Raw genomic sequence first — 26,535 nt, 5'->3', positions numbered from 1 at the left:
GAAGACTGTAGTTCAGACGCTGAAGATGGATTGAATGTACCGGCCTCTTCGCGAATGAATTCGCTCCCACAGAATTCACTTCCACTGAGTTCGCCCCCGCAGAATTCGCTCCCACCATTCTTGCCTGTAACGCCAGCGCTTATACAGCCATCGGCGCCGTCATCGGCGCATGGTGCTCGTAGCCTTGCAGACTGAAGTCCGATGGCTCGATCAGCTCCAGCCACTCAGGCTGATACACGCCAGTCCTGGCAAACTCCGGCACACGATCGGAAATCACCAGCTTCGGCGACGGGAACGGCTCGCGCTTGAGCTGTTCGTTGAGCATATCCAGATGGTTCTCGTAGATATGCGCATCGCCGATGAAATAGGTGAACCAGCGCGGCGTGTAGCCGGTCAGGCGGCCGATCAGGCTGAGCAGCGCAGCGCCTTCGGTAAGGTTGAACGGCGTGCCCAAGCCCAGATCGTTGGAGCGGATGTACAGCGTCAACGAAATTTCTCTGGTCTGCGGGTTCGGGTGAAACTGGTAGAGCAGATGGCATGGCGGCAGGGCCATTTCATCGAGCTGCGCGCAGTTCCAGCCGTGGAACAGGATCCGGCGGCTGCCCGGGTCCTTGATGATGGTGTCCACGCACTGGCGAATCTGGTCGATGGCCTTGTACAGCACCACGTAGGCCTGGCCGTCTTCCTCGGACTGGGCAATCTGCTGGTAGCCCTGGCTGATGGCCCGTTCAATCGCCGCCGGGTTGCTGGTGTCGATACGCTTGTAGGCGGGCCACTTGCGCCATTGCACGCCGTAGATCTCGCCCAGGTCGTCCTCGCCCTTGCGGAACGGGTTGTCCAGCCACTGGGCGTTTTCGTTGGCGTTCTGATCCCAGACCTTGCAGCCCAGCGCGCGGAAGTCTGCCGCGCTGTTGTTGCCGCGCAGAAAGCCGACCATCTCGCCGATCGCCGACTTGAACGCCAGCTTGCGCGTGGTGATGGCCGGGAAACCGTCCTGCAAGTCGTAGCGCAGCATGGCGCCGGGGAAGCTGATGGTGTTCACCCCGGTGCGGTTGGTCTGCACGGAGCCGTGCTTGATCACATGGGCGACCAGTTCCAGATATTGCTTCATAAATCACCTGCATCGAAGAACGCGCCGGGTAGCCCTACCCGGCGTTTCGCTGTTAGACCGCTGCCTTTTGACCGGCAGCAGGCGCGCGATGATAGGCCAGCCAGATCAGTACCGCACCGCCGATGATCATCGGCAGGCTGAGAATCTGACCCATGGTGACCCAGCCCCAGGCCAGGTAGCCCAGTTGAGCGTCAGGTACGCGAACGAACTCGACGATAAACCGGAAGATCCCATAGAACATCGCGAACATGCCGGATACCGCCATGGTTGGCCGTGGCTTGCGCGAGAACAGCCAGAGAATCACGAACAGCGCCACGCCTTCCAGGGCGAACTGGTAGAGCTGCGACGGATGGCGCGGCAGTTGCGCCGGGTCGCTGAACGGCGGGAAGACCATGGCCCATGGCACGTCGCTCGGCTTGCCCCACAACTCGGCATTGATGAAGTTACCGATACGCCCGGCACCCAGGCCGATCGGCACCATCGGCGCGATAAAGTCCATCAGTTCGAAGAAGGTCTTGCCATTGCGTCTGCCGAACCACCAGGCCGCCAGCATCACGCCGACAAAGCCACCGTGGAAAGCCATGCCACCCTTCCAGACCTGGAAGATCAGCGTCGGGTTGGCGATGTACACCGGCAGATCGTAGAACAGCACGTAGCCCAGGCGGCCACCGACGATCACGCCCATGGCCAGCCAGAAGATCAGGTCGGAAAGTTTTTCCTTGGTCCAGGTCGGATCGAAGCGGTTGAGCCGCCGCGACGCCAGCAGCCATGCGCCGCCGATACCGACCAGGTACATCAGGCCGTACCAGTGAATTTGCAGCGGGCCAATGGCGACCGCGACGGGATCAATCTGCGGGTAAGGCAGCATTGCGACTCCTCATGTGAAGCGCCCGAAGGCACCTAAAGCAGAAAATTGAGACCCACGCAGAACAGCAGCGCGGCGAACAGCCGTTTCAGCAGGCGCGGCGACAGCTTGTGTGCCAGGCGAGCGCCGAAACGGGCGAAAAACATACTGGTCAGGGCGATGCCGAGCAGTGCCGGCAAATAAACGAAACCCAAACTATGCGGGGGCAACAAAGGATCATGCCAGCCCAGAATCATGAAACTTAATGTACTTGCCACGGCGATGGGAAAGCCACAAGCCGCCGAAGTTGCTACCGCCTGTTGCATGCTCAGGCTACGCCAGGTCAGGAACGGCACGGTCAGCGAGCCGCCGCCGATGCCGAAAATCGCCGAGGCCCAGCCGATCACCAGCCCCGCCAGGGTCAGGCCAGGCTTGCCGGGGATCTCACGGCGCGCCTTGGGCTTGAGGTCCAGGGCCATCTGTGCCGAGACCAGCAGGGCAAACACACCGATGATCTTCTGCAGGTGCGGCCCGGCAATATAACTGGCCGTCAGGGTACCCAGGCCACTGCCCAACACGATGCCAACGGTCAGCTAGGCAAACACCGCCCAGCGCACCGCACCGACACTGTGATGGGCGCGCACCGAATTGATCGAGGTGAAGACTATTGTCGCAAGCGACGTGCCGACGGCCAGGTGGGTCAAGACTTCAGCGTCAAAACCCTGCGCGGTAAAGCTGAACACCAGCACCGGCACGATAATGATCCCGCCGCCCACGCCAAACAGCCCGGCCAGCACGCCAGCAAAGCCGCCCAGCACCAGATAGAGCAGAAATTCCATGAAGGTCCCCGAAATCAGTCCGGCATGTTACCGGAGCAGCGGCCTCTGCTCTAGCAGCGCGCGATGGATGTCTGTGAACAGGGTGCGTAGAGTGGGGAAAAACGTAGAAATTCGAGGAGCCTGCATGTGCCTTATCGTTTTTGCCTGGCGACCGTCCCATTCCCAGCCCCTGATCGTCGCGGCCAACCGTGATGAGTTCTATGCACGCCCGACCCAGCCCCTGGCGCAATGGGTCGATGCCCCGCAGGTGTATGCCGGGCGCGATCTGGAAGCCGGTGGCACCTGGCTGGGCCTGGGCGGTGACGGACGCTTTGCCGCCCTGACCAATATCCGCAACCCCGGCCAGCCTCTGGGGCGACGCTCCCGGGGCGACCTGGTGGCGCAGTTTCTTACCGGCGGGCAGCCGGTGGCGGAATTTCTCCTGGAAGTGGCCGGGCGCGCCAGTGAATACGGCGGCTTCAATCTGCTGGTGGGCACTGCCGACACCCTGCATTACCTCAATGCCAGCGATCCCCTGCCCCGGCAGCTCAGCGAAGGCGTTTATGGGCTGTCCAATGCCGGCCTCGATACCCCCTGGCCCAAGCTACTCAAGGCCCGCAGCGCTCTAGCTTCACAGCTAAATGACCCGCAGCCCGAAGCCTTGCTGGCCATGCTCGGTGACCACCAACAGGCACCCATCGCCGAACTGCCCGACACCGGTGTCGGCCTCGCCACGGAAACCCTGCTTTCGAGTGTGTTTATCGCCAGCCCCAACTACGGCACCCGCGCCAGTACCGTGGTGATCGTCAATGCCGACGGCAACCGACGGATTATCGAACGCAGTTTCGGGCCGTATGGCGGGCGGTTGGGGGAGGTAGAGCTGAACATCTAAAGGCGGGCAGAGAACAATGTGGGACCGGCTTTAGCCTGGAAGGCGTCTTCCCGGCTAAAGCCGGTCCCACAGAATGTTACCCATCCAGACAGATCAATGCCCCTTGACCGAAGCCGGGTTGATCATCCGCGACAGCCCCAGGTTGCGCAGGGCCAGTTGCAGCGAGCTGCTGATGACCTGCGGGTTGTCGTTGGTCATCAACTGGGCCAGCAGTTCCTTGGCCTTGCTCAGGTTGATCTGGCGCAGCATCCACTTCACTTTCGGCAGGTTGGTGGCGTTCATCGACAGGCTGTCGAAGCCCATGGCCATGAGCAGCACTGCCGCCGCCGGATCACCGGCCATTTCGCCGCAGATACTCACCGGCTTGCCTTCGGCGTGAGCGTCGCGCACGACGTTCTGCAGGGCTTGCAGCACGGCCGGGTGCAGATAGTCATAAAGGTCGGCGACCCGTGGGTTATTGCGGTCCACGGCCAGTAAATATTGGGTCAGGTCGTTGGATCCGACCGACAGGAAGTCCACCTGGCGCGCCAGATCACGGGTCTGATAGACCGCTGCTGGCACTTCGATCATCACCCCGACCGGCGGCATCGGCACATCGGTGCCTTCGTCGCGCACTTCACCCCAGGCCCGGTGGATCAGGTGCAGGGCCTCTTCCACTTCGTGGGTGCTGGAAATCATCGGCAGCAGGATGCGCAGGTTGTTCAGGCCTTCGCTGGCCTTGAGCATGGCCCGGGTCTGCACCAGGAAAATTTCCGGGTGATCGAGGGTCACACGGATACCGCGCCAACCGAGGAACGGGTTGTCTTCCTTGATCGGGAAGTACGACAGCGCCTTGTCACCACCGATATCCAGGCTGCGCATGGTCACCGGCAGTGGATGAAAGGCGGCCAGCTGTTCGCGATAGATCGCCAGCTGTTCCTTCTCGCTCGGAAAGCGCTGGTTGATCATGAACGGCACTTCAGTACGATACAGGCCGACACCCTCGGCGCCGCGCTGTTGCGCCCGGGCGATATCCGCCAACAAGCCGGTGTTGACCCAGAGCGGCATGCGGTGGCCGTCGAGGGTCACGCACGGCAGTTCGCGCAGGGCGTCGAGGCCCTGGGACAGTTGCCGCTCTTCCTCGACCACATTGGCGAACTGCTTGCGCATGGCATCGCTGGGGTTGGTGAAGACTTCCCCGTGATAGCCATCGACGATCATTTCGATGCCGTCGACCTTGGAATACGGCAGGTCCACCGCACCCATGACCGTTGGAATACCCATGGCCCGTGCCAGAATCGCTACGTGGGAGTTGCCGGAACCCAGCACCGAAACCAGACCGGCCAGCTTGCCTTCCGGTACTTCGCCGAGCATGGCCGGCGACAGCTCTTCACTGACCAGAATGGTGTTATCGGGGTAGACCAGTGTCTGCTGCCGGGCTTCCTGCAGATAAGCCAGCAGGCGGCGGCCCAGGTCCTTGACGTCGGAGGCGCGCTCGCGCAGGTAGGCGTCGTCCATCAGTTCGAAGCGGTTGACGTGCTCGGTGACCACTGAACGCAGTGCGCCTTGTGCCCACTGGCCGGTCTTGATGACGTTGGTCACTTCGCTGCCGAGGGAGGCATCGTCGAGCATCATCAGATAAACGTCGAATAACGCGCGCTCTTCAGGACGCAATTGCGTAGCAAGCTTTGCCGACAGGGTACGCATGTCGTTGCGCACCCCTTCCAGGGCGTTCTGGAATAGCGCCAGTTCGGCATCGATATCGGTAACGAACTTGTCCGGCACCACCTCAAGGTCAGCAGGCGGCAGCATGACCAGGGCCACCCCGACAGCAGCACCGGGCGAACCGGCGACACCGACGAACTTGGCTTCCTGAATGCCCTTGCCCTGACGCCCCAGGCCGCGAATCGAACCGGTGGCCTCGGCGTGGGCAATAACCCCGGCCAACTGGGCGCTCATGGTCACCAGGAAGGCTTCTTCGCCCTCGTCGAACTGGCGACGCTCTTTCTGCTGGATGACCAGAACCCCCACCACACGACGGTGGTGGATGATCGGCGCACCGAGGAAGGACGCGAAACGCTCCTCGCCGGTCTCGGCAAAGTAGCGATAACGCGGGTGATCAGCGGCGTTTTCCAGGTTCAGCGGTTCTTCGCGGGTACCGACCAGGCCGACCAGGCCCTCGTTCGGCGCCATGCTGACCTTGCCGATGGAGCGCTTGTTCAGGCCCTCGGTGGCCATCAGTACAAAGCGATTGCTTTCGGGATCGAGCAAATAGACCGAGCAGACCTGGCTGCCCATGGCCTCTTTGACGCGTAACACAATAATCCCCAACGCCGCCTTGAGATCCTTGGCGGAGTTAACTTCCTGGACGATCTTGCGCAGCGTATTGAGCATGGCTCGGGGTCGAACTCCGTGTCAGTCGCGCGCTAAAAGGCGCGGGGCAAGCTCTTTGAGTGCGCGTCGATACACCTCGCGCTTGAATGTCACCACCTGGCCCAACGGATACCAATAGCTGACCCAACGCCAGCCATCAAACTCCGGTTTACCGGTCAAATCCATCCGCACCCGCTGCTCGCTGGAGATCAGGCGCAGGAGAAACCACTTTTGCTTCTGGCCGATACACAGCGGTTGGCTGTGAGTCCTGACCAGTCGTTGCGGCAGACGATAGCGCAACCAGCCACGGGTGCAGGCAAGAATTTCAACATCTTGCCGTTCAAGTCCGACTTCTTCGTTCAATTCACGGTAAAGCGCGTCTTCCGGCGTCTCCTGTGGGTTGATCCCACCTTGCGGAAACTGCCAGGCATCTTGGTTGATACGCCGAGCCCATAAGACCTGCCCGGCATCGTTTGTCAGAATAATCCCGACATTAGGACGGAAACCATCGGGGTCGATCACGGCAACAACCTCGCAAACGCATGTCGCCGCATTGTTCCACAAAGATCGTGACCCCAGCAACGAGCCTTATAGGCCTTATGTGCGTTCTGGCGAAAACCCCGTATTCTTGTGCTCTTTTTTCAGCTATTTCAGTGAGTAACTTCATGCGCCTGGCCTTATTCGACCTTGACAACACCCTTTTGGGCGGCGACAGCGACCACGCCTGGGGCGATTACCTGTGCCAGCGCGGCATCCTCGACGGTGACGCCTACAAAGCCCGCAACGACGCCTTTTATGAAGATTACCTGGCCGGGACCCTGAACCTGACCGATTACCTGAATTTCAGCCTGGAAATCCTCGGCCGCACGGAAATGGCCCAACTCGACGAATGGCACCGCGATTTCATGCGCGACTGCATCGACCCCTTGATGCTGCCCAAAGCCCTGGCGTTGATCGCCCAACACCGCGAGGCTGGCGACAAACTGGTGGTCATCACCGCCACCAACCGCTTCGTCACCGCGCCGATCGTCGAAAAACTCGGCATCGACACCCTGCTGGCCACTGAATGCGAACTGATCGATGGCCGCTACACCGGGCGCACCACCGATATACCCTGCTTCCGTGAAGGCAAGGTGACGCGGCTCAATCGCTGGCTGGAAGAAAGCGGTTTTAACCTCGAAGGCAGCTATTTCTACAGCGACTCGATGAACGACCTGCCACTGTTGGAGCAGGTCGCCAACCCGGTGGCCGTCGATCCGGACCCAAAACTGCGCGCCGAAGCGCAAAAACGCGGCTGGCCGGTAATGTCCCTGCGCGACTGATCAGGTCGGCTTGGCGACCATCAAATAGAAAATCGCAATAAACGCCAGAAAGGCCGGCCAGCCCAGCGCAAACCACCAGCGCATGTACTGGTCGGCCTTGATCGGCATCGGTGTTCCCGCCGCCAGGGCCTGATCAGCCATGCGGTGGACCTGGATCTGCAACCAGACCACCGGCAGCCAGCACACCCCCGCCAGCACATAGAGCCCCACGCTCCACATCAACCAGCTCTGCTGGGGCGGCCAGCCAGCCAGATAAATCAGGCCGATGCCGCTCAACGGCTGAAAGATGGCCGTAGTGGTGGTAAATGCCCAGTCGGCGAAGACCAAATGCTTGAACGTCACCGCAATGACCTCGACCTTGCCGGTACGCCAGGCCCGCAGCGAGTAATAGGCAGAGCCCGCGCCAAGGCCGAACAGCACCGTGGACGACAGGATATGCAGGGTTTTCAGTAGCAGATAAGCACTCATCGACGCGGTTCAGTCCATAAAAGCCAGAGAGTTGCGACCATCAGCACCAGGTTCTTGGCGACGGCCGCATAAGGGTCGAACCAGTAGTGGGGCAGCACCACGGTGATAAATAGCGTGTAGGCGGCCATCAGCCCGAGTTGCGCCTGCAAGGCACGGCGGCGCCAACGCCCGAGCAGCAGGCCAACTCCCAGCACCGCATCGCAGATCGAGCCGCCGATGACCGCAAGATCAGCCAGGGAGCCTTTGATTCCGGTTTCCCGCATGATGCGCAGGCCCCAGTCGTAACCGGGCCACAGGCAGACAAACGCGGTGCCCAGCCAGATAAACACCATGACTGCCAACAAGAGCGGGCGTATAGCCAGCTGCACGCTCTGGGCGGCGATGGGCCAGTCGGTCAAACGATCCTCGATGGGCGCACAGCGCAAACCGCAGACCGAGGCCAATACCTCAGGGTCGGCCAGATTGTCGCGTTGCGCCATCAGCAGGCTTTGACGATTCAAGGCCCGCCAGGCAAAGCGCTCACCCAACCGCGCGCCCATTGAGGCAAGCCTTGCAGGCACCTTTATATAGCGCCCGACCGGCCAGCCCTGGGAGGCACGCAATTGATCGATCAACTGCGCCAGGGTCATGGGCTGCGAGCCCACCAGTGGCAGGACCATGGATTGCTCCGGCCAATGGCGCAGCAGAGCCAGTACCGCAGCGGTGAGGTCATCGATATGCAGGGGCTGCAACTGGGCCTTGCGATCCAGCAGCGGGATCAGCGGCCATGGCGACAGCCGCGCCAGCCAGGTGCTGCTCGCTCCGCCCGCCCCCAGCAGCAACGAGGGGCGCAGCACCACGGCAGCAATACCCAGTTGCAACAGATAGTCGTCGGCAGCGGCTTTGCTGGCGAGAAACGGCACGTCTGGCTGCCCTCCTGCGCCGAGAGCCGAGATATGCAGCACTCGCAGCCCCTGTGCCGCAGCCAGATCAAACAACGCCCGAGTGCCTTGGTCCTGAGTCAGTCGCAGCGCCTGCTCATCGACACTCAACAGCCCGGCTGCATTGATCAGCAAGTCCGCATCGGCTGGCATGGCGAAGTGATCCGGTACGCTGGCGAGGATATCCAGATCCAGCACTTGCCATTCAACATTGGGCAGCAGGCGCCCCTGACGACTGCGACTGGTGGCGATCACCTGATGACCTGCCGCACTCAAGGCGTCGAGGATATGGCGCCCGACGAATCCCGTAGCGCCGACCACCACTATCTTCATGGCTTTCCTTGCGAGAACGTCGGGTAATCAGATGGGCTTGGCACCCATCAGACCGGCAATGGCGATAAAACAGATGGCACTGAATATCGCCAGCGCCAGGGTAAATTTCGGATTGCCTACAATCACCGGACGGCGCAGGCGATTGAGCCTGACCACCAGCCAGGTCCAGTTCAAGGCACCCAAGATATACAGCACACTGGCCGCCAGCAGCCAGGTCTGCCCCAACGGCCAACCGGCGCCATGCACCAGATACCAGCCACTGACCGGTAAAACCACCAGGCATACCGCCATTAGAATCCAGACGAATAGCCAAGGCCGCAGGACGAGGCGGTTCTGAATGGTCAGGTCACCGGCCCGGCGACCCTTGATCAGCCAACCGGCCAAAACCAGCGCGCTCAACAGCAGAAGCGCGGTCGCTACGACGTGGAGGATTTTTAGCGCAGCGAAGTGTTCCATCGTGAGGTATTCCTTGAAGGGCGCGTTTAAAGCCTAGCAGTCCATTCGGCTAGCTCACTGGGGGAACCGTATGGGAGGGAATTCTGTGGGAGCGAATTCATTCGCGAAAGCGGTATTTCAGACGACGACGGGGTGGTGAATGTTCCGGCCCCTTCGCGAATGAATTCGCTCCCACAGGATTCGCCTCCATAGTCCACACCTGGCATTTTTTTAACCCAGGAAAAGCCGATACGCCGGATTCTCGCTCTCATCCCAGTACGGGTAGCCAATCTCCGCCAATGCCGCCGGGATGAGGTCGCGCTCGTCTTCCGGCACCACCAACCCTGCCACCACCCGGCCATCCGCCGCGCCATGGTTGCGGTAGTGGAACATCGAGATGGTCCAGCGCCCGCCCAGTTTATTCAGGAAGTTGAACAAGGCGCCCGGCCGCTCGGGGAACTCAAAGCGCAGCACCACTTCGTCACTGACACGCTCGGCATGGCCGCCGACCATATGGCGGATATGCAGCTTGGCCAGTTCGTTATCGGTCAGGTCCACCACCGGGAAGCCTTGCTCAGTCAGGCTTGAGATCAGCGCACTGCGCGGGTCGGTGTCCGGATGAGTCTGCACGCCAACGAAAATGTGGGCTTCGCGGTCGGTGTGGTAGCGGTAGTTGAACTCGGTGATCTGGCGTTTGCCGATCGCCTCGCAGAACGCCTTGAAGCTGCCCGGCTGTTCGGGAATGGTCACGGCAATAATGGCTTCGCGGCCTTCACCCAGCTCGGCGCGCTCGGCGACGTGGCGCAGGCGGTCGAAGTTGACGTTGGCGCCGGAGTCGATGGCTACCAGGGTCTGGCCGCTGATACCGTACTGCTCGGTGTACTTCTTGATCCCGGCCACGCCCAGAGCGCCGGCAGGCTCGGTGATCGAGCGGGTATCGTCGTAGATATCCTTGATGGCTGCACAGATCTCGTCGGTACTGACAGTGATCACTTCATCAACATAGTGCTGGCAGATATCAAAGGTATGCTTACCGATCTGCGCCACCGCGACGCCGTCAGCGAACAGCCCGACTTGCTGCAATACCACGCGCTCGCCGTAGGCCATGGCTTGCTGCAGGCAATTGGAGTCGTCGGGCTCGACGCCGATCACTTTGATTTCCGGACGCAGGTACTTCACGTACGCCGCAATGCCCGCGATCAGGCCGCCGCCACCCACCGGCACAAAGATCGCGTCGAGGCGGCCCTGATGCTGACGAAGAATTTCCATGGCCACGGTGCCTTGCCCGGCGATGGTGTCGGGGTCGTCGTACGGATGGACATAGACGTAGCCGCGTTCCTCGACCAGCTTCAGCGAGTAGGCCAGCGCCTCAGGGAACGAATCGCCATGCAACACCACGATGCCGCCACGGGAACGCACGCCTTCGACCTTGATCTCGGGGGTGGTCTTGGGCATCACGATGGTGGCTTTCACGCCCAACGTCTTGGCCGCTAATGCCAGACCTTGTGCGTGGTTACCCGCCGATGCCGTGACCACGCCACGGGCGAGGTCCTCAGGGCTCAACTGCGCCAGCTTGTTATAGGCGCCGCGAATCTTGAAGGAGAACACCGGTTGCAGGTCTTCGCGCTTGAGCAGCACCTGATTGCCCAGGCGCTCGGACAATTGGCGGGCGCCTTGCAGTGGGGTTTCCACGGCGACGTCATAGACGCGGGAGGTGAGGATTTTCTTGACGTAGTGTTCGAGCATCGGGAAAGCATCACTGGCGAAGAGGGCAAGGTCGCGAGTCTAACCCGCGTCCGGATGGACGACCATACGAATGACAAGGCTTTGCGCCTGTCATGTCGTTATAATGCCCGCCCTTTTTGCACGCCCTACCCCGGCACCCGTGGAGCCCCCATGAATCAGGATCAACTCAAACAAGCCGTGGCCCAGGCCGCCGTGGACTTCATTCTGCCCAAGCTGGATGACAAGAGCGTCGTCGGCGTCGGCACCGGCTCCACTGCCAACTGTTTCATCGACGCCCTGGCCAAGCACAAGGGTGCGTTCGATGGCGCTGTGGCCAGTTCCGAAGCCACCGCCGCCCGCCTCAAAGGCCATGGCATCCCGGTGTATGAGCTCAATACGGTCAGCGACCTGGAGTTTTACATCGATGGTGCTGACGAAAGCGACGCGAACCTGAACCTGATCAAGGGCGGCGGCGCAGCCCTGACCCGCGAAAAAATCGTCGCGGCCGTGGCCAAAACCTTCATTTGCATCGCCGATGGCAGCAAGCTGGTGCCAGTACTGGGTGCATTCCCGCTGCCGGTCGAAGTAATCCCCATGGCCCGCAGCCACGTTGCCCGCCAATTGGTGAAACTGGGCGGCGACCCGGTCTATCGCGAAGGCGTGATCACCGACAACGGCAATATCATCCTTGATGTGTTCAACATGAACATCACCAATCCGGTGGAGGTGGAAAGCCAGATCAACGCAATTGTTGGCGTGGTGACCAACGGCCTGTTCGCGGCGCGTCCGGCGGATTTGCTGTTGCTGGGGACGTCGGAAGGCGTGAAGACCCTTAAGCGCTAAGGGTTTGAAACCAATGTGGGAGCGGATTCATCCGCGAAGAGGCCGGCACATTCGATATTACATTCATCGTCTGAACCACCGTTTTCGCGGATGAATCCGCTCCCACAATGTGCACCACAAAAACGCCGAAGGGTTTAGAGCACCCGGCTCTCAAACCGGCTATGCCCCGGCAGCTCCAGCACGATCTCGTCCCCTGATACAAACGGGCCAACGCCCGCTGGCGTACCGGTCATGATCAGGTCACCGGCCTGCAGCGAGAAGTTCGCCGCCATGTGCTGAATCATCGGCACGATGGGGTTGAGCATGTGGCTGCTGTTGCCGTCCTGGCGCACTTCGCCGTTGATGGTCAGGCGAATGGCGATATCGGTCAGGTCGGTGTAGGTATCCGCCGAAATGAACGGAGCAATGACCGCCGCGCCGTCGAAGGACTTGCAGCGCTCCCACGGCAGGCCCTTTTCTTTCAGCTTCGACTGCAGGTCACGCAGGGTCAGGTCCAGGCCCGGTGCGTAACCGCTGATGGCGTCGAGCACTTCTTCCTCGGACGGATGCTTGCTCAGCGGCTTGCCGATCAGCACGACGATTTCCGCCTCGTAATGCACCGAACCCCGGTCAGCAGGAATGCTGAAACCGCCTTCCAGTGGCACCACGCAGCTGCCCGGTTTAATGAACAGGATCGGCTCGGTCGGCACCGGATTGTCCAGTTCCTTGGCGTGTTCGGCGTAATTGCGGCCAATGCACACCACTTTGCCCAAGGGAAAGTGGATGGTGGTGCCGTCGACGTATTTGTGTTGATAGCTCATGGCGCTGTCCTTGTGGGTCAAACCGCGAAAATTTTGCCGGGGTTCATGATGCCATTTGGATCGAACACTGCCTTGACCGCTTTCATGTATTCGATTTCAACCGGCGAACGGCTGTATTCAAGGTAGTTGCGCTTGGTCATGCCGACGCCATGTTCGGCGGAAATCGAGCCGTTGTACTTCTGTACGATCTCGAACACCCACTTGTTGACCGTGGCGCATTTGCCAAAGAACTCATCCTTGTCCATGTTTTCCGGCTTGAGGATGTTCAGGTGCAGGTTGCCGTCGCCGATGTGGCCGAACCAGACCACTTCGAAGTCCGGGTAGTGTTTGCCGACGATGGCGTCCACTTCGGCGAGAAATGCCGGAACTTTCGATACAGTGACCGAGATATCGTTCTTGTACGGAGTGAAGTGGGAAATGGTTTCCGAGATGAACTCGCGCAGTTTCCACAGGTTGTGTAGCTGCTGCTCGCTCTGGCTCATCACGCCGTCCAGTACCCAGCCTTCTTCCACACAGTGCTCGAAAGTCGCCAGTGCTTCGTTGGCCACCTCTTCAGTAGTCGCCTCGAACTCCAGCAAGGCATAGAACGGGCAGTCGGTGGCGAACGGTGCAGGCACGTCGCCGCGTGCCATGACCTTGGCCAGGCATTTATCGGAGAAGAACTCGAACGCGGTCAGGTCCAGCTTGCCGTGGAAGGCATGCAGCACTGGCATGATGGAATTGAAATCGGCGACACCCAGAACCATGGCGGTCAGGTTCTTGGGCGCACGATCCAGGCGCATGGTCGCCTCAACGACGAAACCGAGGGTGCCTTCGGCGCCGATGAACAGCTGACGCATGTCGTAGCCGGTGGCGTTCTTGATCAGGTCTTTGTTCAGCTCGAGGATATCGCCCTTGCCGGTGACCACTTTCAGACCAGCGACCCAGTTACGGGTCATGCCGTAGCGAATAACCTTGATCCCGCCAGCATTGGTGCCGATATTGCCGCCAATCTGACTTGAACCCGAGGAAGCGAAGTCCACCGGGTAATACAGCCCGTTTTCTTCAGCCAGGTTCTGCAACTGCTTGGTCACCACGCCCGGCTGGCAGATAGCAGTGCGATCCGTGAGGTTGAGATCGAGAATCTGGTTCATATAGTCGAATGAAACCACCACCTCGCCATTCGCCGCCACGGCAGCTGCGGAAAGGCCAGTACGACCACCGGACGGCACCAGGGCAACGTGATGCCTGTTGGCCCACAGGACGATGGCCTGGACCTGTTCGGTGGTTTTCGGAAAGACAATGGCGACCGGTGCTGGCGCGAAATGCTTGGTGTAATCCTTGCCATAGAAGACCAGGGAGTCGGCATCGGTCAGAACCTTGCCAGGCTCAACCAGGGTCTTCAGCTCATCTAACAGGGCAGGCTGGATCATCGACGGCGCTCTCGAATAATTCATGGTCGTCCTGAGAACTGCTCACGTTCAGGAATGGGGTTTCGCGGGGGGCTTATGCTAGCATACGCCCCCCGTGAGTCGAGCCAGCGCCACTCCGGGCCCCTGCCAATTTTCTTCGGGACACAGGTTTACGCAGATGAGCAAGACTTCCCTCGACAAGAGCAAGATCAAGTTCCTTCTTCTCGAAGGCGTCCACCAATCCGCCGTTGACGTCCTCAAGGCCGCCGGTTACACCAGCATTGAGTACCACACCAAGTCTCTGCCGGAAGCCGAGCTGAAGGAAAAGATCGCCGACGCTCATTTCATCGGCATCCGCTCCCGCACCCAATTGACCGAAGAGCTGTTCGACTCCGCGAAGAAACTGGTCGCGGTCGGCTGCTTCTGCATCGGCACCAATCAGGTTGACCTGAACGCAGCGCGCGAACGCGGTATCGCCGTATTCAACGCCCCTTACTCCAACACCCGTTCGGTTGCCGAACTGGTTCTGGCCGAGGCGATCCTGCTGCTGCGCGGCATCCCTGAGAAAAACGCCTCCTGCCACCGTGGCGGCTGGATCAAGAGCGCGGCGAACTCCTTCGAGATTCGCGGCAAGAAACTGGGCATCATCGGCTACGGCTCGATCGGTACTCAACTGTCGGTCCTGGCCGAAAGCCTGGGCATGCAAGTGTTCTTCTTCGATCCGCTGACCAAGCTGCCATTGGGCAACGCGACCCAGGTCGCCAGTCTGAACGAACTGCTGGGCCTGGCCGACATCGTCTCTCTACATGTGCCTGAGCTGCCGTCCACCCAGTGGATGATCGGCGAGAAAGAAATCCGCGCCATGAAAAAGGGCGCCATCCTGATCAACGCCGCCCGCGGTACAGTCGTGGAACTGAATGCACTGGCTGACGCGATCAAGGACAAACACCTGATCGGCGCCGCCATCGACGTGTTCCCGGTCGAACCGCGCTCCAACGACGACATCTTCGAAAGCCCGCTGCGCGGCCTGGACAACGTGATCCTGACCCCGCACATCGGTGGTTCCACTGCCGAGGCGCAAGCCAACATCGGTCTGGAAGTCGCCGAGAAGCTGGTCAAGTACAGCGACAACGGTACCTCGGTGTCCTCGGTCAACTTCCCTGAAGTGGCCTTGCCGGCTCACCCTGGCAAGCACCGTCTGCTGCACATCCACGAGAACATTCCGGGCGTGCTGATGGAGATCAACAAGGTCTTCGCCGAAAACGGCATCAACATTTCCGGTCAGTTCCTGCAGACCAACGAGAAAGTCGGCTACGTGGTCATCGACGTCGATGCCGAGTACTCGGACCTCGCTCAGGAAAAGCTGCAGCACATCAAAGGCACGATCCGTAGCCGCGTTCTGTTCTGATTGCCCTGCTGCAAATAAAAAGGAGACCTTCGGGTCTCCTTTTTTGTGGGTGCGCTATCTGGACTGGAATGCTTTCCATCGTGGGAGCCGGCTTGCTGGCGATGGCGGCGGATCTATCACAGCCGCTGCTGCGAGCGCTTCGCACTCGATCGCCACCAAGGCGGCTCCCACACCAGCAAGCCGGTCCTACAAATTGGAGCAGTACCAAAGATCCTTACTTGACGTTAACCGTGATCTTCTTCGACTCAACCGAAGGATTGAGCGGGATATGGCTCTTGTCGCCCATGATCAGCTGCAGGGTGTGCTTGCCCGGGCTGAGGGTGATTTCGGTCTCGGTCTGACCCTTGCCGAAGTGGCGGATGGTGTCGTTGTTGGGCAGCGGGGCATTCAGGTCAGGCTGCTCCTTGAGGTCAACCATCAGATGGTGGTGCGCGGTGTCCGGCACATCAACACCGGCGGGGGCGACGCCCATGCCCTTGAGACCGAATTGCACCTTGAACGTGCCCGGCACAGTGGCGCCGTCTTTCGGGGAAATAATGTAGACCTCGGCACCGGCTGGCGAAGGCGTGCGCGGGATGTCGGCGGCCTGGGCCAGCAAGGACGCGCCCAGCAGCAGGCCAGCGATAGTGGTTTTGGCAAATAAGGTCTTCATGGTCTCTCCAGTGATTGTTATGACATGCACGTCTGACTGCGGACTGGACACTTGGGTTCAAGGCAGTCCTAAGCGTAGGTCAGGCCCATGCAATATCACTTTTTCCGGATGAGAGACCTTTGTGTAGAAGATTTCATGTGTGAGGCGGATTCGGTAAGCGGAATTAAGGGGGTGAAGTTTGTGGGAGCGAATTCATTCGCGAAAGCGGTATTCCAAACGATACAAATGCATTGGATATTCTGGCCTCTTCGCGAATGAATTCGCTCCCACAACTCGCTTGCGCTGGCGCTGTACTCAGAAATCACGCGCGACTCCGTATCTTAGAACAACTCGCCACTGCGCCGCCGAAACCAGCCGGTCAACGACAGCCGCTCACGCGTCGCAGGCAACACCTCGTGGGGCATGTCCCCGGAGAGAAACACCACCAGGCAACCACCCGTAGGCTGCACGTCGTAGCTCGTTTCACCCTCGAGGTACATGCGCAACTGCCCGCCATGCTCGGGCAGCCAGGCATCATTGAGGTAGAGCACTGCCGACACCGTGCGCGCATCGTCGTCGCGGAAGCGGTCCAGGTGCTTGAGATAGAACGCGCCCGGCGGATACAGGGCGAAATGGCTTTCGAACTCTTCCAGCCCCAGAAACAGGCCGCGATTGAGCGCCTGACGCAGGCTGTCCATCAGATTCAGGTAGGCATCGCAGGGTTCGGCCTGGCCGGGCTCGAGCCACTGGATATGATCGCCACGAATCCCTTCGTGCACCTCTTGCCCAGGGCCACGACCTACCCCGGCAGGCGTCAGCTCGCCTTCGGCCGCACGTTTGCGGCACTCAGCGGCCAGTTCGCGGGTCAGACGCTCGGGCAGGAAAATATTCTGCTGCGACCAGCCGCGTGTGGCTATGTCGTCAACGATTCGTAGCAGCAGCGGATGATCAGGGGAGATTTGCATGTCGCGCATAGTATCCATGTGCCTTGAAATCCGACAGAGCCGTTGTTCGCCTCTGGATTTAAACCTTGAGTTTTCATTGATTCAGGGCAGTCATAACTCGACAAGCCCCCGCTACCACCCGGAGAATAGCGGCCTGCCGACAGGAGTCCTTCATGCGCCGTTTGTTTGTTTTGCTGTTGATGTTCTGCACCATGCCCGCGTGGGCAGACAGCCACGACCAGTTGTACAAGGCCGCCGGCTGGCCAGAACAGCGCGCACACTTCAACGATGCGCTCAAGGCGGCCCAGTTGCGCTACCGCAACAGCCTGCCGCCCGCCGTGTTCGACGCCCTGGTTAATAACAGCAACCAGCGTTTCGCCCCCCAGACCATGGACCAGCGCGCCGAACAGCGCCTGCGTGAAAGCCTGCGCGACCCGAAACCGGCCCTGCAATTCTTTCAGTCGCCACTGGGGCGCAAGATCGTCACTGCCGAACTGACCGCAACCCGCGCCGATCAGTTGGCCAAGAACGCCCAGGGCTTGCCCCATATCGAAGCGGGCTCGACCCGGCAACTGCTGATCGGCCACCTGGCCCAGGCCCTGCCTGCGCGTGAGGCCGGCGCCGAAGTGAGCCTGGCGATTGCCGGTGTCGCTGCCGACAGCCTCAGCCAGATGATCCCCGGCCTGCTCGGCGGCGGCCAGGCCCAGGGTATGCTTGAAGGCCAGCGCGAACGCCTGATGGCGCAGATCGGGGCCGACCTCAACAACACCTTGCTGTACGTCTACCGCGATCTGTCCGACCCGGAGCTGGAGGAGTTCTCCAACTTCGCTGAATCACCTGACGGCAAGGCCTACTATCAGGCGGCGCTGGCGGCGATTCGGGCAGGGTTGGCGGTGGGGCAGAATCAGTAGCCCAAATCCTCTGGGAACCGTTGTGGGAGCGAATTCATTCGCGAAAGCGGTATCCCAAATGATGCAAATGCATTGGATGTACTAGCCTCTTCGCGAATAAATTCGCTCCCACAATTCCCACAGTGCTCTGTTGTTTCAGCAGGTTGTGCGTTGTTTGATGGGGGTGATTCAACCCATCCGCTGCTGCACAAACTCGAAGTAACGCTCACGCAATTCCGGCAGTTCGTTGGCCAGGTGATGCCTTGCGGTATGCAGCATGAGAATCTGCGGCTGAGTGAATTTCTCGTTAAGCACCGCCAGGTTATGACTCCAGTCAACGGTCATGTCCGCTTCACCCTGGATAATCATCGGGCTGCGAGTACTGCGCGGGGCGCTTTCGATGCGGCTGATCCAGCGTGCCAGGGCGCCGACCCAGGCCGTGGGCAGGCGTTGCGGTTGCAGTGGGTCAGCAAGCAGAAATGGCAGGAAGGCCGGGGCATTGGAATTGTCGCTGAAGCGCCGGGCGATGTCCTTGACGAAGGGCTTGAGCAGGTAATAGCTGAGCTTTGACCAACCCCAGGCGCGTGGCCGGACCAGCGGCGCCAACAGGATCGCCTGGCCCTGGGCCGGGCTGTCGTTGCCATGGTTGAGCAGATGATCAATGACGATGGCACCGCCCGTGCTTTGCCCACACAGATGCCACGGTTTGGGCAGTTGCAGCGTCTCGGCCTCGGCGAACAGACCTTGCAGCACCAACTGATACTCGGCGAAGTCGTTGATGCTGGCGCGACTGCCACTGGACAGGCCATGCCCCGGCAGATCGCAGGAAATCACCGCAAACCCCTGGGTCACAGCCCATTCGACCACATGCCGATAAAGCCCCATGTGATCGTAGAAACCATGCATCAGGAACAACGTTGCCTTGGGTTGCTCCGGCAACCAGACCTGCCCGACGATGTCATAGCCCGCCGCCTCGAAACGCCCGAGCCAACTGCGACTGAGCAATCCGCTGTTGGCAAAGGACAAACCATAGAAACGCTGGTACGACAGCCCTTCGGCAGGTATCAGTTGCCGAGTGTCCAGCGCTTGCAGGCGCGGGCGCAAGGTTTCGGGGGCGAATGTCGTAGGCATGGGATTTCCAGATTCAGGCGGGCCGTGTGGCGATATTCAGCTGTCTCACCGGGCATGGCAAGCCACGCCCCAATAATCAGAAGCGTCTGACATGAACATCACCCGACGAACTATAGCGCTAAGCCTGCTGGCGGCGATTTTTGCCGGTGGCCTGTGGCTGGCCTATGACTGGTTTCAGGGCCGTTACCTGCGCGTTTTCAGCGAGCAAACGGCACTGTTTGCCGGTGACGGCCTGAGCCTGCCTGCGGCATTGGCCGGGCCGGGGCGAATTCGTCTGGTGCATTTCTGGGACCCGGCCTGCCCGTGCAACGTCGCCAACCAGCAGCACTTGGGCGAGCTGCTCGAACGCTTCGGCGACAGCGTGGACTTCTATGCCCTGCAGAAAACCGGCAGTCACGGACAGTTGCCGCAGAACCTGAAGCGCCTGCAGATCCTCGATAGCCTGCCCGGCGCCGAACACATCAGCGCCAGCCCCGCAGTGGCGATCTGGGACCGCGACGGCAAGCTCGCCTATTTCGGGCCGTACAGCGAGGGGCTGACCTGCAACTCGGGCAACAGCTTTATCGAGCCGATCCTCCAGGCGTTGAGCGCGGGTCGGGCGGTTGATGCGACCCATAGCATGGCGGTGGGGTGTTATTGCCCGTGGCTATCAGCCAGGTAAAGAAATTAGCGTTGGAGCGAGGCTTGCACGCGAACCAGCCAACGCGGTGTATCAGACAAACCGCATTGTGGCATTCGCGGGCAAGCCTCGCTCCAACGAACGGCTATGGCGTTACGGCAGCCTCACTGCGTAAATGCGCCTTGTACTCCAGCATCACCGGCAGTTTGGTCGCGACGGTTTCGTCGAGCACTTCGGTATCCAGCAGTCCCTGCCCGCCCAGTTGCAGCACGGTCAGGCCGCTTTTGCCGACCTTGGCGCTGGCGCGCAGGCTGGTCATGAGCTTGCCGACTTTGGTCAGCGCGCGATGGTAGTCAGCGCGTTTGCCCAGGTCGTAGCGGGACAGATTGACCTGCGGCCGCAACCAGTCGCCCCAGTAGAACTCCAGAAACTCCGGCGGCGCCCCCTTGGTGCTTGGCCGCCCATAAGCCGCGCCCCGGACGAAGTAGACCAGGCTGCGGAACGGGTCGTTCTGCAGGTTCTTCAGGCCCAGATGCTCGGGCAGTTGCTCGGGCTTGATGATCTGGCCGTTGCCGTCCTTGAGCCAGACCTTATGGGCCTTCTGCATGCGCTGCCAGAAAGTCGCCATGTCCGGGCTGTCGCTATAGTCCGCAGTGACCCGAACCCACATTTTCAGCTGCGCGCCCGCTCCCGGCTGCTCCCAGAACGTGGTGAAGGTGTGATGGCCGTCGGTCAGGTACATCTGCCCGCCCGGCCCGATCACCACGGTTTTCATTTCCTTGGGATGGGTGCCGACCCTGGTTTCACACTCAAAACTGCCAGGGTGCAGCAGATCAGCGCTCTTGGGCACGTAGTGGGCATCGCCCTGACCGTTACTCTGGCAGTACTCGTTGAACAGCTTGCCGCGGTGCTTGGCGAAGCGGCCGAGGTTGAAATAGATCTGGTCATAACCGACCACGGTTTGAGTGGGATGCAATTGCTCGAGACTGACCTCGACCACACTGCCCACTTCGGTTTTAGCCAGAGCAAAAGCCTGAGTGGTGCCCAGGCTGAGTAACAACGCCAGCGACCAGGAAGTAATTCGCATCGTGAAGACTCTTGGATTGAAGTGCGTGGAGCTTAATCGAAATGCACACGCGGGTGGTGTAGCCTGCACAGCTTGCTCGAATCACTGACAGAGACGCTGGATGAAACGCAGTCTGCTCACCCTCGCCGCCCTTGTTGTCATCGCGCTCGCCGCAGGTGGCTGGTACGTGCACAGCAAACAGCCGCAACGTGACGGGCAAATGACGTTAGCGCATCTGCAGGCGCCGGTCACCGTGCGCTATGACGAACGCGGCGTGCCGCATATCCGTGCCGAGAATCAGGTCGACCTGTATCGCGCCCTGGGTTATGTCCACGCCCAGGACCGGCTGTTCCAGATGGAAATGCTGCGTCGCCTGGCCCGGGGCGAACTGGCCGAGGTGCTGGGACCAAAGGTGGTGGACACCGACAAACTGTTTCGCAGCCTGCGCATCCGCGAACATGCCGACGCCTACGTCGCCCGACTGGACAAACAAAGCCCGACCTGGCTGGCCCTGCAAGCCTATCTGGATGGCATCAACCAGTTTCAGGACACTCACGCCAGGCCGGTGGAGTTCGACCTGCTGGGCATCCCCAAACGGCCGTTCACTGCTGAAGACACCCTGAGCATCGGCGGCTACCTGGCTTACAGCTTCGCGGCGGCATTTCGTACCGAGCCGCTGCTGACCTACGTTCGCGACCAGCTCGGCGCGGACTACCTGAAAGCGTTCGACATGCCTTGGCAGCCTCAGGGCTCACTGGCTGCGGCCCCGGCATTGTCAGCGACCGACTGGAAAAGCCTCAACGACCTCGCCCGCCTGAGCAATCAGGCACTGGAGCAAGCCGGGCTGCCGCAGTTCGAAGGCAGCAACGCCTGGGCCATTTCCGGCAGCCGTACCCGCAGCGGCAAGCCCTTGCTGGCCGGGGACCCGCATATTCGCTTCTCGACACCGGCCGTCTGGTACGAAGCGCAACTGTCCGCGCCCGACTTTGAGCTGTACGGACACTTCCAGGCGCTCAACCCCTTCGCCCTGCTCGGCCATAACCTGGATTTCGGCTGGAGCCTGACCATGTTCCAGAACGACGATCTGGACCTGATTGCCGAGAAGACCAACCCCGACAATCCCAATCAGGTCTGGTATCACGGCGCCTGGGTCGATATGACCAGCAGCCAGCAGCAGATCGCGGTCAAGGGCGCCGCGCCGGTCACGCTGACCCTGCGCCAGTCGCCCCACGGACCAATCGTCAATGATGTGGTCGGCAGCACCGCAGGCACCGCGCCCATCGCCATGTGGTGGGCGTTCCTGGAAACCGACAACCCGATCCTGCAGGGCTTCTACGAGGCCAACCGCGCCGACACCCTGGACAAGATGCGCAGCGCCGCCGAAAAGATCCAGGCGCCCGGCCTGAATATCGTCTGGGCCAATGCCCAGGGTGATATCGGTTGGTGGGCGGCGGCGAAACTGCCCGTGCGTCCGGAGGGCGTAGACCCTGGCTATATCCTCGATGGCAGCACAGCCCAGGCCGACAAGAGCGGTTTCTACCCGTTCAGCGACAACCCCCATGAAGAGAATCCGGCGCGGGGCTATGTGCTGTCGGCCAATACCCAGCCGGTCTCACCAAGCGGCAGGCCAATCCCCGGCTACTACAACCCGGCAGACCGTGGTCGTCAGTTAAACCGCCAGCTCAGCGATGACCATGTGCGCTGGGACATTCCCGCCAGCCAGCAACTGCAACTGGGCACCAAGACTGACTATGCAGCACGCATCCTCAAGCCGTTGATCCCGATTCTGCGTCAGGTCGCCCGGGATGCCGACGAGAAAGCCCTGGTCGAGCAACTGGCGGCCTGGCCGGGGGATTATCCGATCGATTCGGTGGGGGCAACGCTGTTCAATCAGTTTCTCTATGAACTGACCGAAAAAATCTTCCACGATGATCTGGGCGATGCCTTCTTCGACACCCTGCTGTCCACCCGGGTGATCGACGACGCCTTGCCGCAAGTGGTGGCCGACGCCAATTCCCCCTGGTGGAACAACCGCCATTCGCCTGCACCGGAAAACCGCAACGATATCGTCAAGATGGCCTGGCACTCCGCTGTCGAGCACCTGCGGTCGCTGTACGGCAATAACCCTGAAGAGTGGCGCTGGGGCAAGGCCCATACCCTGACCCACGCCCATCCGTTGGGCGTGCAAAAGCCGCTGGACAGTTTGTTCAACGTCGGGCCGTTTGCCGCGCCAGGGACCCATGAAGTGCCCAATAACCAGTCCGCCCGCATCGGCCCTGCACCCTGGTCAGTGAGCTATGGCCCCTCGACCCGGCGCCTGATCGATTTCGCCGACCCGGCCCATAGCCTGGGCATCAACCCGGTCGGGCAAAGCGGCGTGGTGTTCGACAAACACTACGCCGACCAGGCCGCCACCTATATCCATGGCGGCTATTTCGAGCAGCATTTCAGTGAGGCGGATGTGGCGGCGCATACCGAGGGCGTGTTGCGGTTGGTGCCGGTCCAGCCTTGAGACCAACTCTGTGGGAGCCGGCTTGCTGGCGATGGCGTCAGATCAGTCACTGATGCCATTGCGAGCGCTGCGCACTCGATCGCCACCAAGGCGGCTCCCACAGGTTAGCGCGGTGTCAGAAACAAACCCTACAACGGTGCAGGCGCCCTGCGGCTATCCGGTTGTTTCCAGGAATCGGCCGCACTCTCTTCGATAGCCAGCTGAATCGCCTTGCGACGACGCTCTTCGGCGCGGCGGCTGAAGAACCAGACCAGGAAAGTCGCAAGCGACACCGCCAGCAGAATCAGGCTGGCCACGGCGTTGATCTCCGGCTTCACGCCCAGGCGCACCGCCGAAAACACTTCCATCGGCAAAGTCGTCGAGCCAGGCCCGGAGACGAAGCTGGCCAGCACCAGGTCATCCAGAGACAGGGCAAACGACATCATCGCCCCCGCCGCCAGGGATGGTGCGATCATCGGGATGGTGATCAGGAAGAACACTTTCCACGGCCGTGCGCCCAGGTCCATGGCTGCTTCTTCGATGGACATGTCCAGCTCACGCAGGCGCGCCGACACCACCACCGCGACATACGCCGAGCAGAAGGTGGTGTGGGCGATCCAGATGGTGACGATGCCACGCTCCTGGGGCCAGCCGATCATCTGCGCCATGGCCACGAACAACAGCAACAGCGACAGACCGGTAATCACTTCCGGCATCACCAGCGGCGCCGTGACCAAGCCACCAAAGAAAGTGCGACCACTGAAGCGGGTAATCCGCGTCAGTACGAAAGCCGCCATGGTGCCCAGGGCAACCGCAGCCACCGCCGTGTAGCAGGCGATTTCCAGGGAGCGCATGACCGAGCCCATCAACTGGGTGTTATCCAGCAGGCCTACATACCATTTGATCGACCAGCCGCCCCAGACGGTCACCAGCTTCGAGGCGTTGAACGAGTAGATCACCAGGATGACCATGGGCGCATAGATAAACACCAGGCCCAGCACCAGCATGATGTTCGAGAATCGAAAGCGGCTCATGCCTTGCCCTCCAGCTCTTTGGCCTGACTGCGGTTGAACAGGATGATCGGCACGATCAGGATCAACAGCATCACCACCGCCAGGGCAGACGCCACCGGCCAGTCACGGTTGTTGAAGAACTCTTGCCAGAGTACGCGGCCGATCATCAGGGTTTCCGGGCCGCCAAGCAGCTCAGGAATGACGAACTCGCCCACCACCGGGATAAATACCAGCATGCAGCCGGCGATGATGCCGTTCTTGGACAGCGGCACGGTGATTTTCCAGAAGCTGTTGAAGGTGCTGGAGCCCAGGTCTGATGCGGCCTCCAGCAGGCTCTGGTCATGCTTGGCGAGGTTGGCGAACAGCGGCAGGATCATGAACGGCAGGTACGAATAGACCACGCCTATGTACACCGCCAGGTTGGTGTTGAGGATCTGCAACGGCTCGTTGATCAGCCCCAGCCACATCAGGAAGCTGTTGAGCAGGCCGTTATTGCTGAGGATGCCCATCCAGGCGTAGACGCGGATCAGGATCGCCGTCCAGGTCGGCATCATGATCAGCAGCAACAGTACGGTCTGGGTTTCCTTGCGCGCCATGGAGATGCCATAGGCCATGGGATAACCGATCAACAGGCACAGCAGCGTGCTGAAGAAGGCCATCTTCAATGAACCGAAGTACGCCGAGATATACAGGTCATCGCCGGTGAGCAGGGCGTAGTTGGCAAAATTGAAGACCAACTGCAATTTCTGCTCGGCGTAGGTGAAGATCTCCGTGTAGGGCGGGATCGCCACGTCGGCTTCGGCGAAGCTGATCTTGATGACGATCAGGAACGGCAAGGCAAAGAACAGGAACAGCCAGAGAAACGGCGCGCCGATCACCAGTTGCCGGCCACCGGGGGTTATACGGTCGAGCGCTCGCTTGAGCTTGCGCACTTTCATGAGCGCAGGACCACGCCGCTGTCGTCTTCCCACCACACGTAGACTTCATCGCCCCAGGTCGGCCGCGCGCCCTGGCGTTCGGTGTTAGCGACGAACGACTGCACCAGCTTGCCGCATGGCAACTCGACGTAGAACACCGAGTGACCGCCCAGATAGGCAATATCGTGGACCTTGCCCCGGGACCAGTTGTGTTCGAAGGTCGGCTGCTCGGTGGTGACCAGCAGTTTTTCCGGACGCAAGGCGTAGGTGATGCGCTTGTCTTCCACCGACGTCGTGACGCCGTGGCCGACATAGATATTGCGCTCCAACTCAGGGCTGCGAATCAGCGCATGGCCTTCCATGTCCTCGATCACTTCGCCTTCGAACAGGTTGACGTTACCGATGAATTCACAGACCAGGCGGCTGGTCGGGGTTTCGTAGATATCGATCGGGCTGCCGATCTGGGCAATCCAGCCCAGGTGCATGATGGCGATACGCTCGGCCATGGTCATGGCCTCTTCCTGGTCGTGGGTCACCATCACGCAGGTCACGCCGACGCGCTCGATGATCTCCACCAGTTCCAGCTGCATCTGCGAACGCAGCTTCTTGTCGAGGGCGCCCATGGGCTCGTCGAGCAACAGTAGCTTGGGTTTCTTCGCCAGCGAGCGCGCCAGTGCCACACGCTGACGCTGGCCACCGGACAACTGGTGCGGCTTGCGCTTGGCGTACTGGGTCATCTGCACCAGCTTGAGCATTTCCATGACCCGGGCGTCAATCTCGGCCTTGGGCAAGCGGTCCTGCTTGAGGCCGAAGGCGATGTTGTCAGCCACGGTCATGTGCGGGAACAGCGCGTAGGACTGGAACATCATGTTGATCGGCCGCTCGTAGGGCGGCATATCGGTGATGTCCACGCCATCGAGGAAAATCCGGCCTTCGGTCGGCCGCTCGAACCCGGCGAGCATGCGCAGCAGGGTCGACTTGCCCGAGCCCGAACCGCCGAGCAGGGCAAAAATCTCGCCTTTGTTGATTTGCAGGGACACATCGTCCACGGCAATCGTCTCATCGAACTTCTTCGTGACCCGATCGATCTTGACCAGCACCTGCTTGGGTTGCTGACCGCCATCGAGGGATTTCTTATAGGCGCCGGAGGCAACTGCCATGGGTGAAACTC

The 26,535-nt window shown here is 60.7% G+C and carries 24 protein-coding genes and 1 pseudogene; 7 read left to right on the top strand and 18 right to left on the bottom strand.

All coding sequences use genetic code 11. The annotated features are described in order from the left end of the window. Window positions 1-139: 139 nt before the first annotated feature. From M2401_RS15665 to M2401_RS15655, 3 genes and pseudogenes are all read right to left on the bottom strand, one after another. Window positions 140-1,111 (bottom strand): thymidylate synthase, encoded by a 972-nt coding sequence (locus tag M2401_RS15665; protein WP_259104205.1) that lies wholly within the window; start codon window positions 1,109-1,111, stop codon window positions 140-142. Between the two features lie 52 nt (window positions 1,112-1,163). Further along, window positions 1,164-1,979 carry a prolipoprotein diacylglyceryl transferase gene (gene lgt / locus M2401_RS15660; RefSeq protein ID WP_259104204.1) on the bottom strand — a complete coding sequence of 272 codons (816 nt, stop codon included), beginning with the start codon at window positions 1,977-1,979 and terminating at the stop codon, window positions 1,164-1,166. Window positions 1,980-2,011: 32 nt separating this feature from the next. Next, window positions 2,012-2,794, bottom strand: a pseudogene (locus M2401_RS15655) (sulfite exporter TauE/SafE family protein). A 124-nt stretch (window positions 2,795-2,918) separates the two neighbouring features. Here M2401_RS15655 and M2401_RS15650 point away from each other — a divergent pair. Beyond that, window positions 2,919-3,665 (top strand): NRDE family protein, encoded by a 747-nt coding sequence (locus tag M2401_RS15650; RefSeq protein WP_259104203.1) that lies wholly within the window; start codon window positions 2,919-2,921, stop codon window positions 3,663-3,665. A gap of 93 nt (window positions 3,666-3,758) precedes the next feature. On the opposite strand, the gene ptsP is transcribed toward M2401_RS15650, so the two are convergent. After that, window positions 3,759-6,038: a phosphoenolpyruvate--protein phosphotransferase gene (ptsP, locus tag M2401_RS15645; protein ID WP_259104202.1), complete on the bottom strand. Its 2,280-nt coding sequence runs from the start codon at window positions 6,036-6,038 to the stop codon at window positions 3,759-3,761. A 21-nt stretch (window positions 6,039-6,059) separates the two neighbouring features. Next, window positions 6,060-6,539, bottom strand: coding sequence for an RNA pyrophosphohydrolase (locus tag M2401_RS15640; RefSeq protein WP_259104200.1), 480 nt, complete (start codon window positions 6,537-6,539; stop codon window positions 6,060-6,062). A 143-nt stretch (window positions 6,540-6,682) separates the two neighbouring features. On the opposite strand from M2401_RS15640, the gene M2401_RS15635 reads away from it, so the two are divergent. Next, the gene (locus M2401_RS15635) at window positions 6,683-7,339 is read left to right on the top strand and encodes an HAD family phosphatase (protein WP_259104199.1); all 657 of its coding nucleotides are present in this window, start codon (window positions 6,683-6,685) and stop codon (window positions 7,337-7,339) included. Here M2401_RS15635 and M2401_RS15630 read toward each other — a convergent pair whose 3' ends face one another. The 4 genes from M2401_RS15630 to ilvA form a co-directional block, all read right to left on the bottom strand. Continuing rightward, entirely contained in the window at window positions 7,340-7,807 is a 468-nt protein-coding gene (locus M2401_RS15630) for a DUF2269 domain-containing protein (RefSeq protein WP_259104197.1), read from the bottom strand. Beyond that, a complete protein-coding gene (locus M2401_RS15625) occupies window positions 7,804-9,060 on the bottom strand; it encodes an SDR family oxidoreductase (protein ID WP_259104195.1) in 1,257 nt (418 codons plus the stop codon). Before M2401_RS15625 ends, M2401_RS15630 begins: the two co-directional genes overlap by 4 nt. A 27-nt stretch (window positions 9,061-9,087) precedes the next feature. Next, entirely contained in the window at window positions 9,088-9,516 is a 429-nt protein-coding gene (locus M2401_RS15620) for a DUF2269 domain-containing protein (RefSeq protein ID WP_259104194.1), read from the bottom strand. Between the two features lie 210 nt (window positions 9,517-9,726). Continuing rightward, complete coding sequence (ilvA, locus tag M2401_RS15615; protein ID WP_259104192.1) at window positions 9,727-11,241, bottom strand: threonine ammonia-lyase, biosynthetic; 1,515 nt, start codon at window positions 11,239-11,241, stop codon at window positions 9,727-9,729. A gap of 150 nt (window positions 11,242-11,391) precedes the next feature. Here ilvA and rpiA point away from each other — a divergent pair, with 150 nt between their 5' ends. After that, entirely contained in the window at window positions 11,392-12,063 is a 672-nt protein-coding gene (rpiA, locus tag M2401_RS15610; RefSeq protein ID WP_259104191.1) for a ribose-5-phosphate isomerase RpiA, read from the top strand. A gap of 134 nt (window positions 12,064-12,197) precedes the next feature. Here the strand turns inward: rpiA and M2401_RS15605 are convergent, their stop codons facing one another. Together M2401_RS15605 and M2401_RS15600 are read right to left on the bottom strand one after the other, a co-directional pair. Next, on the bottom strand, window positions 12,198-12,863 hold the full coding sequence (locus tag M2401_RS15605; protein ID WP_259104190.1) for a fumarylacetoacetate hydrolase family protein: 666 nt from the start codon (window positions 12,861-12,863) through the stop codon (window positions 12,198-12,200). A gap of 17 nt (window positions 12,864-12,880) precedes the next feature. Beyond that, entirely contained in the window at window positions 12,881-14,275 is a 1,395-nt protein-coding gene (locus M2401_RS15600) for an FAD-binding oxidoreductase (protein WP_259104479.1), read from the bottom strand. A gap of 157 nt (window positions 14,276-14,432) precedes the next feature. Here M2401_RS15600 and serA point away from each other — a divergent pair, with 157 nt between their 5' ends. Continuing rightward, window positions 14,433-15,662: a phosphoglycerate dehydrogenase gene (gene serA / locus M2401_RS15595; protein ID WP_259104189.1), complete on the top strand. Its 1,230-nt coding sequence runs from the start codon at window positions 14,433-14,435 to the stop codon at window positions 15,660-15,662. A gap of 214 nt (window positions 15,663-15,876) precedes the next feature. Here the strand turns inward: serA and M2401_RS15590 are convergent, their stop codons facing one another. Both M2401_RS15590 and M2401_RS15585 read right to left on the bottom strand, forming a co-directional pair. Continuing rightward, window positions 15,877-16,314 carry a DUF4399 domain-containing protein gene (locus M2401_RS15590; protein ID WP_259104188.1) on the bottom strand — a complete coding sequence of 146 codons (438 nt, stop codon included), beginning with the start codon at window positions 16,312-16,314 and terminating at the stop codon, window positions 15,877-15,879. A 320-nt stretch (window positions 16,315-16,634) separates the two neighbouring features. Beyond that, entirely contained in the window at window positions 16,635-17,267 is a 633-nt protein-coding gene (locus M2401_RS15585; RefSeq protein ID WP_259104477.1) for a 2OG-Fe(II) oxygenase, read from the bottom strand. Between the two features lie 143 nt (window positions 17,268-17,410). Here M2401_RS15585 and M2401_RS15580 point away from each other — a divergent pair, with 143 nt between their 5' ends. Beyond that, a complete protein-coding gene (locus M2401_RS15580) occupies window positions 17,411-18,148 on the top strand; it encodes a DUF2059 domain-containing protein (RefSeq protein ID WP_259104187.1) in 738 nt (245 codons plus the stop codon). A 168-nt stretch (window positions 18,149-18,316) separates the two neighbouring features. Here the strand turns inward: M2401_RS15580 and M2401_RS15575 are convergent, their stop codons facing one another. Further along, entirely contained in the window at window positions 18,317-19,258 is a 942-nt protein-coding gene (locus tag M2401_RS15575; RefSeq protein ID WP_259104186.1) for an alpha/beta hydrolase, read from the bottom strand. A 91-nt stretch (window positions 19,259-19,349) separates the two neighbouring features. On the opposite strand from M2401_RS15575, the gene M2401_RS15570 reads away from it, so the two are divergent. Beyond that, complete coding sequence (locus M2401_RS15570) at window positions 19,350-19,919, top strand: DUF6436 domain-containing protein (RefSeq protein WP_259104185.1); 570 nt, start codon at window positions 19,350-19,352, stop codon at window positions 19,917-19,919. A 103-nt stretch (window positions 19,920-20,022) separates the two neighbouring features. Here M2401_RS15570 and M2401_RS15565 read toward each other — a convergent pair whose 3' ends face one another. Further along, window positions 20,023-20,964: a ParB/Srx family N-terminal domain-containing protein gene (locus tag M2401_RS15565; protein WP_259104183.1), complete on the bottom strand. Its 942-nt coding sequence runs from the start codon at window positions 20,962-20,964 to the stop codon at window positions 20,023-20,025. Between the two features lie 100 nt (window positions 20,965-21,064). Between M2401_RS15565 and M2401_RS15560 the strand changes: the two genes are divergently transcribed. Continuing rightward, window positions 21,065-23,455 (top strand): penicillin acylase family protein, encoded by a 2,391-nt coding sequence (locus tag M2401_RS15560; protein WP_259104181.1) that lies wholly within the window; start codon window positions 21,065-21,067, stop codon window positions 23,453-23,455. 128 nt (window positions 23,456-23,583) lie between these two features. Here the strand turns inward: M2401_RS15560 and M2401_RS15555 are convergent, their stop codons facing one another. Genes M2401_RS15555 through potA form a run of 3 tightly spaced genes read right to left on the bottom strand, consistent with a single transcriptional unit; the run spans window position 23,584 to window position 26,524 of the window. Then, on the bottom strand, window positions 23,584-24,468 hold the full coding sequence (locus M2401_RS15555) for an ABC transporter permease subunit (RefSeq protein ID WP_259104179.1): 885 nt from the start codon (window positions 24,466-24,468) through the stop codon (window positions 23,584-23,586). Beyond that, window positions 24,465-25,385, bottom strand: a complete 921-nt coding sequence (locus tag M2401_RS15550) for an ABC transporter permease subunit (protein WP_259104177.1) — start codon at window positions 25,383-25,385, stop codon at window positions 24,465-24,467. Before M2401_RS15550 ends, M2401_RS15555 begins: the two co-directional genes overlap by 4 nt. Further along, window positions 25,382-26,524, bottom strand: coding sequence for a polyamine ABC transporter ATP-binding protein (potA, locus tag M2401_RS15545; RefSeq protein ID WP_259104175.1), 1,143 nt, complete (start codon window positions 26,522-26,524; stop codon window positions 25,382-25,384). Before potA ends, M2401_RS15550 begins: the two co-directional genes overlap by 4 nt. Window positions 26,525-26,535: the final 11 nt, after the last annotated feature.

The sequence above is a fragment of the Pseudomonas sp. JUb42 genome, assembly GCF_024807945.1.
Taxonomy (GTDB): domain Bacteria; phylum Pseudomonadota; class Gammaproteobacteria; order Pseudomonadales; family Pseudomonadaceae; genus Aquipseudomonas.
The sequence above is the reverse complement of the archived record's forward strand: the minus strand, read 5'-3'. Positions and strand labels throughout refer to the sequence as shown.

Excerpts from the sequence above, each read along its gene's own strand:
- M2401_RS15580 (WP_259104187.1), top strand. The coding sequence starts at position 17,411 with ATGCGCCGTTTGTTTGTTTTGCTGTTGATGTTCTGCACCATGCCCGCG.
- M2401_RS15620 (WP_259104194.1), bottom strand. The coding sequence starts at position 9,516 with ATGGAACACTTCGCTGCGCTAAAAATCCTCCACGTCGTAGCGACCGCG.
- rpiA (WP_259104191.1), top strand. The coding sequence starts at position 11,392 with ATGAATCAGGATCAACTCAAACAAGCCGTGGCCCAGGCCGCCGTGGAC.
- serA (WP_259104189.1), top strand. The coding sequence starts at position 14,433 with ATGAGCAAGACTTCCCTCGACAAGAGCAAGATCAAGTTCCTTCTTCTC.
- M2401_RS15630 (WP_259104197.1), bottom strand. The coding sequence starts at position 7,807 with ATGAGTGCTTATCTGCTACTGAAAACCCTGCATATCCTGTCGTCCACG.
- M2401_RS15565 (WP_259104183.1), bottom strand. The coding sequence starts at position 20,964 with ATGCGAATTACTTCCTGGTCGCTGGCGTTGTTACTCAGCCTGGGCACC.
- M2401_RS15570 (WP_259104185.1), top strand. The coding sequence starts at position 19,350 with ATGAACATCACCCGACGAACTATAGCGCTAAGCCTGCTGGCGGCGATT.
- M2401_RS15590 (WP_259104188.1), bottom strand. The coding sequence starts at position 16,314 with ATGAAGACCTTATTTGCCAAAACCACTATCGCTGGCCTGCTGCTGGGC.
- M2401_RS15605 (WP_259104190.1), bottom strand. The coding sequence starts at position 12,863 with ATGAGCTATCAACACAAATACGTCGACGGCACCACCATCCACTTTCCC.
- M2401_RS15665 (WP_259104205.1), bottom strand. The coding sequence starts at position 1,111 with ATGAAGCAATATCTGGAACTGGTCGCCCATGTGATCAAGCACGGCTCC.
- M2401_RS15650 (WP_259104203.1), top strand. The coding sequence starts at position 2,919 with ATGTGCCTTATCGTTTTTGCCTGGCGACCGTCCCATTCCCAGCCCCTG.
- M2401_RS15575 (WP_259104186.1), bottom strand. The coding sequence starts at position 19,258 with ATGCCTACGACATTCGCCCCCGAAACCTTGCGCCCGCGCCTGCAAGCG.
- M2401_RS15550 (WP_259104177.1), bottom strand. The coding sequence starts at position 25,385 with ATGAAAGTGCGCAAGCTCAAGCGAGCGCTCGACCGTATAACCCCCGGT.
- lgt (WP_259104204.1), bottom strand. The coding sequence starts at position 1,979 with ATGCTGCCTTACCCGCAGATTGATCCCGTCGCGGTCGCCATTGGCCCG.
- M2401_RS15555 (WP_259104179.1), bottom strand. The coding sequence starts at position 24,468 with ATGAGCCGCTTTCGATTCTCGAACATCATGCTGGTGCTGGGCCTGGTG.
- M2401_RS15560 (WP_259104181.1), top strand. The coding sequence starts at position 21,065 with ATGAAACGCAGTCTGCTCACCCTCGCCGCCCTTGTTGTCATCGCGCTC.
- M2401_RS15625 (WP_259104195.1), bottom strand. The coding sequence starts at position 9,060 with ATGAAGATAGTGGTGGTCGGCGCTACGGGATTCGTCGGGCGCCATATC.
- potA (WP_259104175.1), bottom strand. The coding sequence starts at position 26,524 with ATGGCAGTTGCCTCCGGCGCCTATAAGAAATCCCTCGATGGCGGTCAG.
- M2401_RS15585 (WP_259104477.1), bottom strand. The coding sequence starts at position 17,267 with ATGCGCGACATGCAAATCTCCCCTGATCATCCGCTGCTGCTACGAATC.
- ptsP (WP_259104202.1), bottom strand. The coding sequence starts at position 6,038 with ATGCTCAATACGCTGCGCAAGATCGTCCAGGAAGTTAACTCCGCCAAG.
- M2401_RS15600 (WP_259104479.1), bottom strand. The coding sequence starts at position 14,275 with ATGATCCAGCCTGCCCTGTTAGATGAGCTGAAGACCCTGGTTGAGCCT.
- M2401_RS15635 (WP_259104199.1), top strand. The coding sequence starts at position 6,683 with ATGCGCCTGGCCTTATTCGACCTTGACAACACCCTTTTGGGCGGCGAC.
- ilvA (WP_259104192.1), bottom strand. The coding sequence starts at position 11,241 with ATGCTCGAACACTACGTCAAGAAAATCCTCACCTCCCGCGTCTATGAC.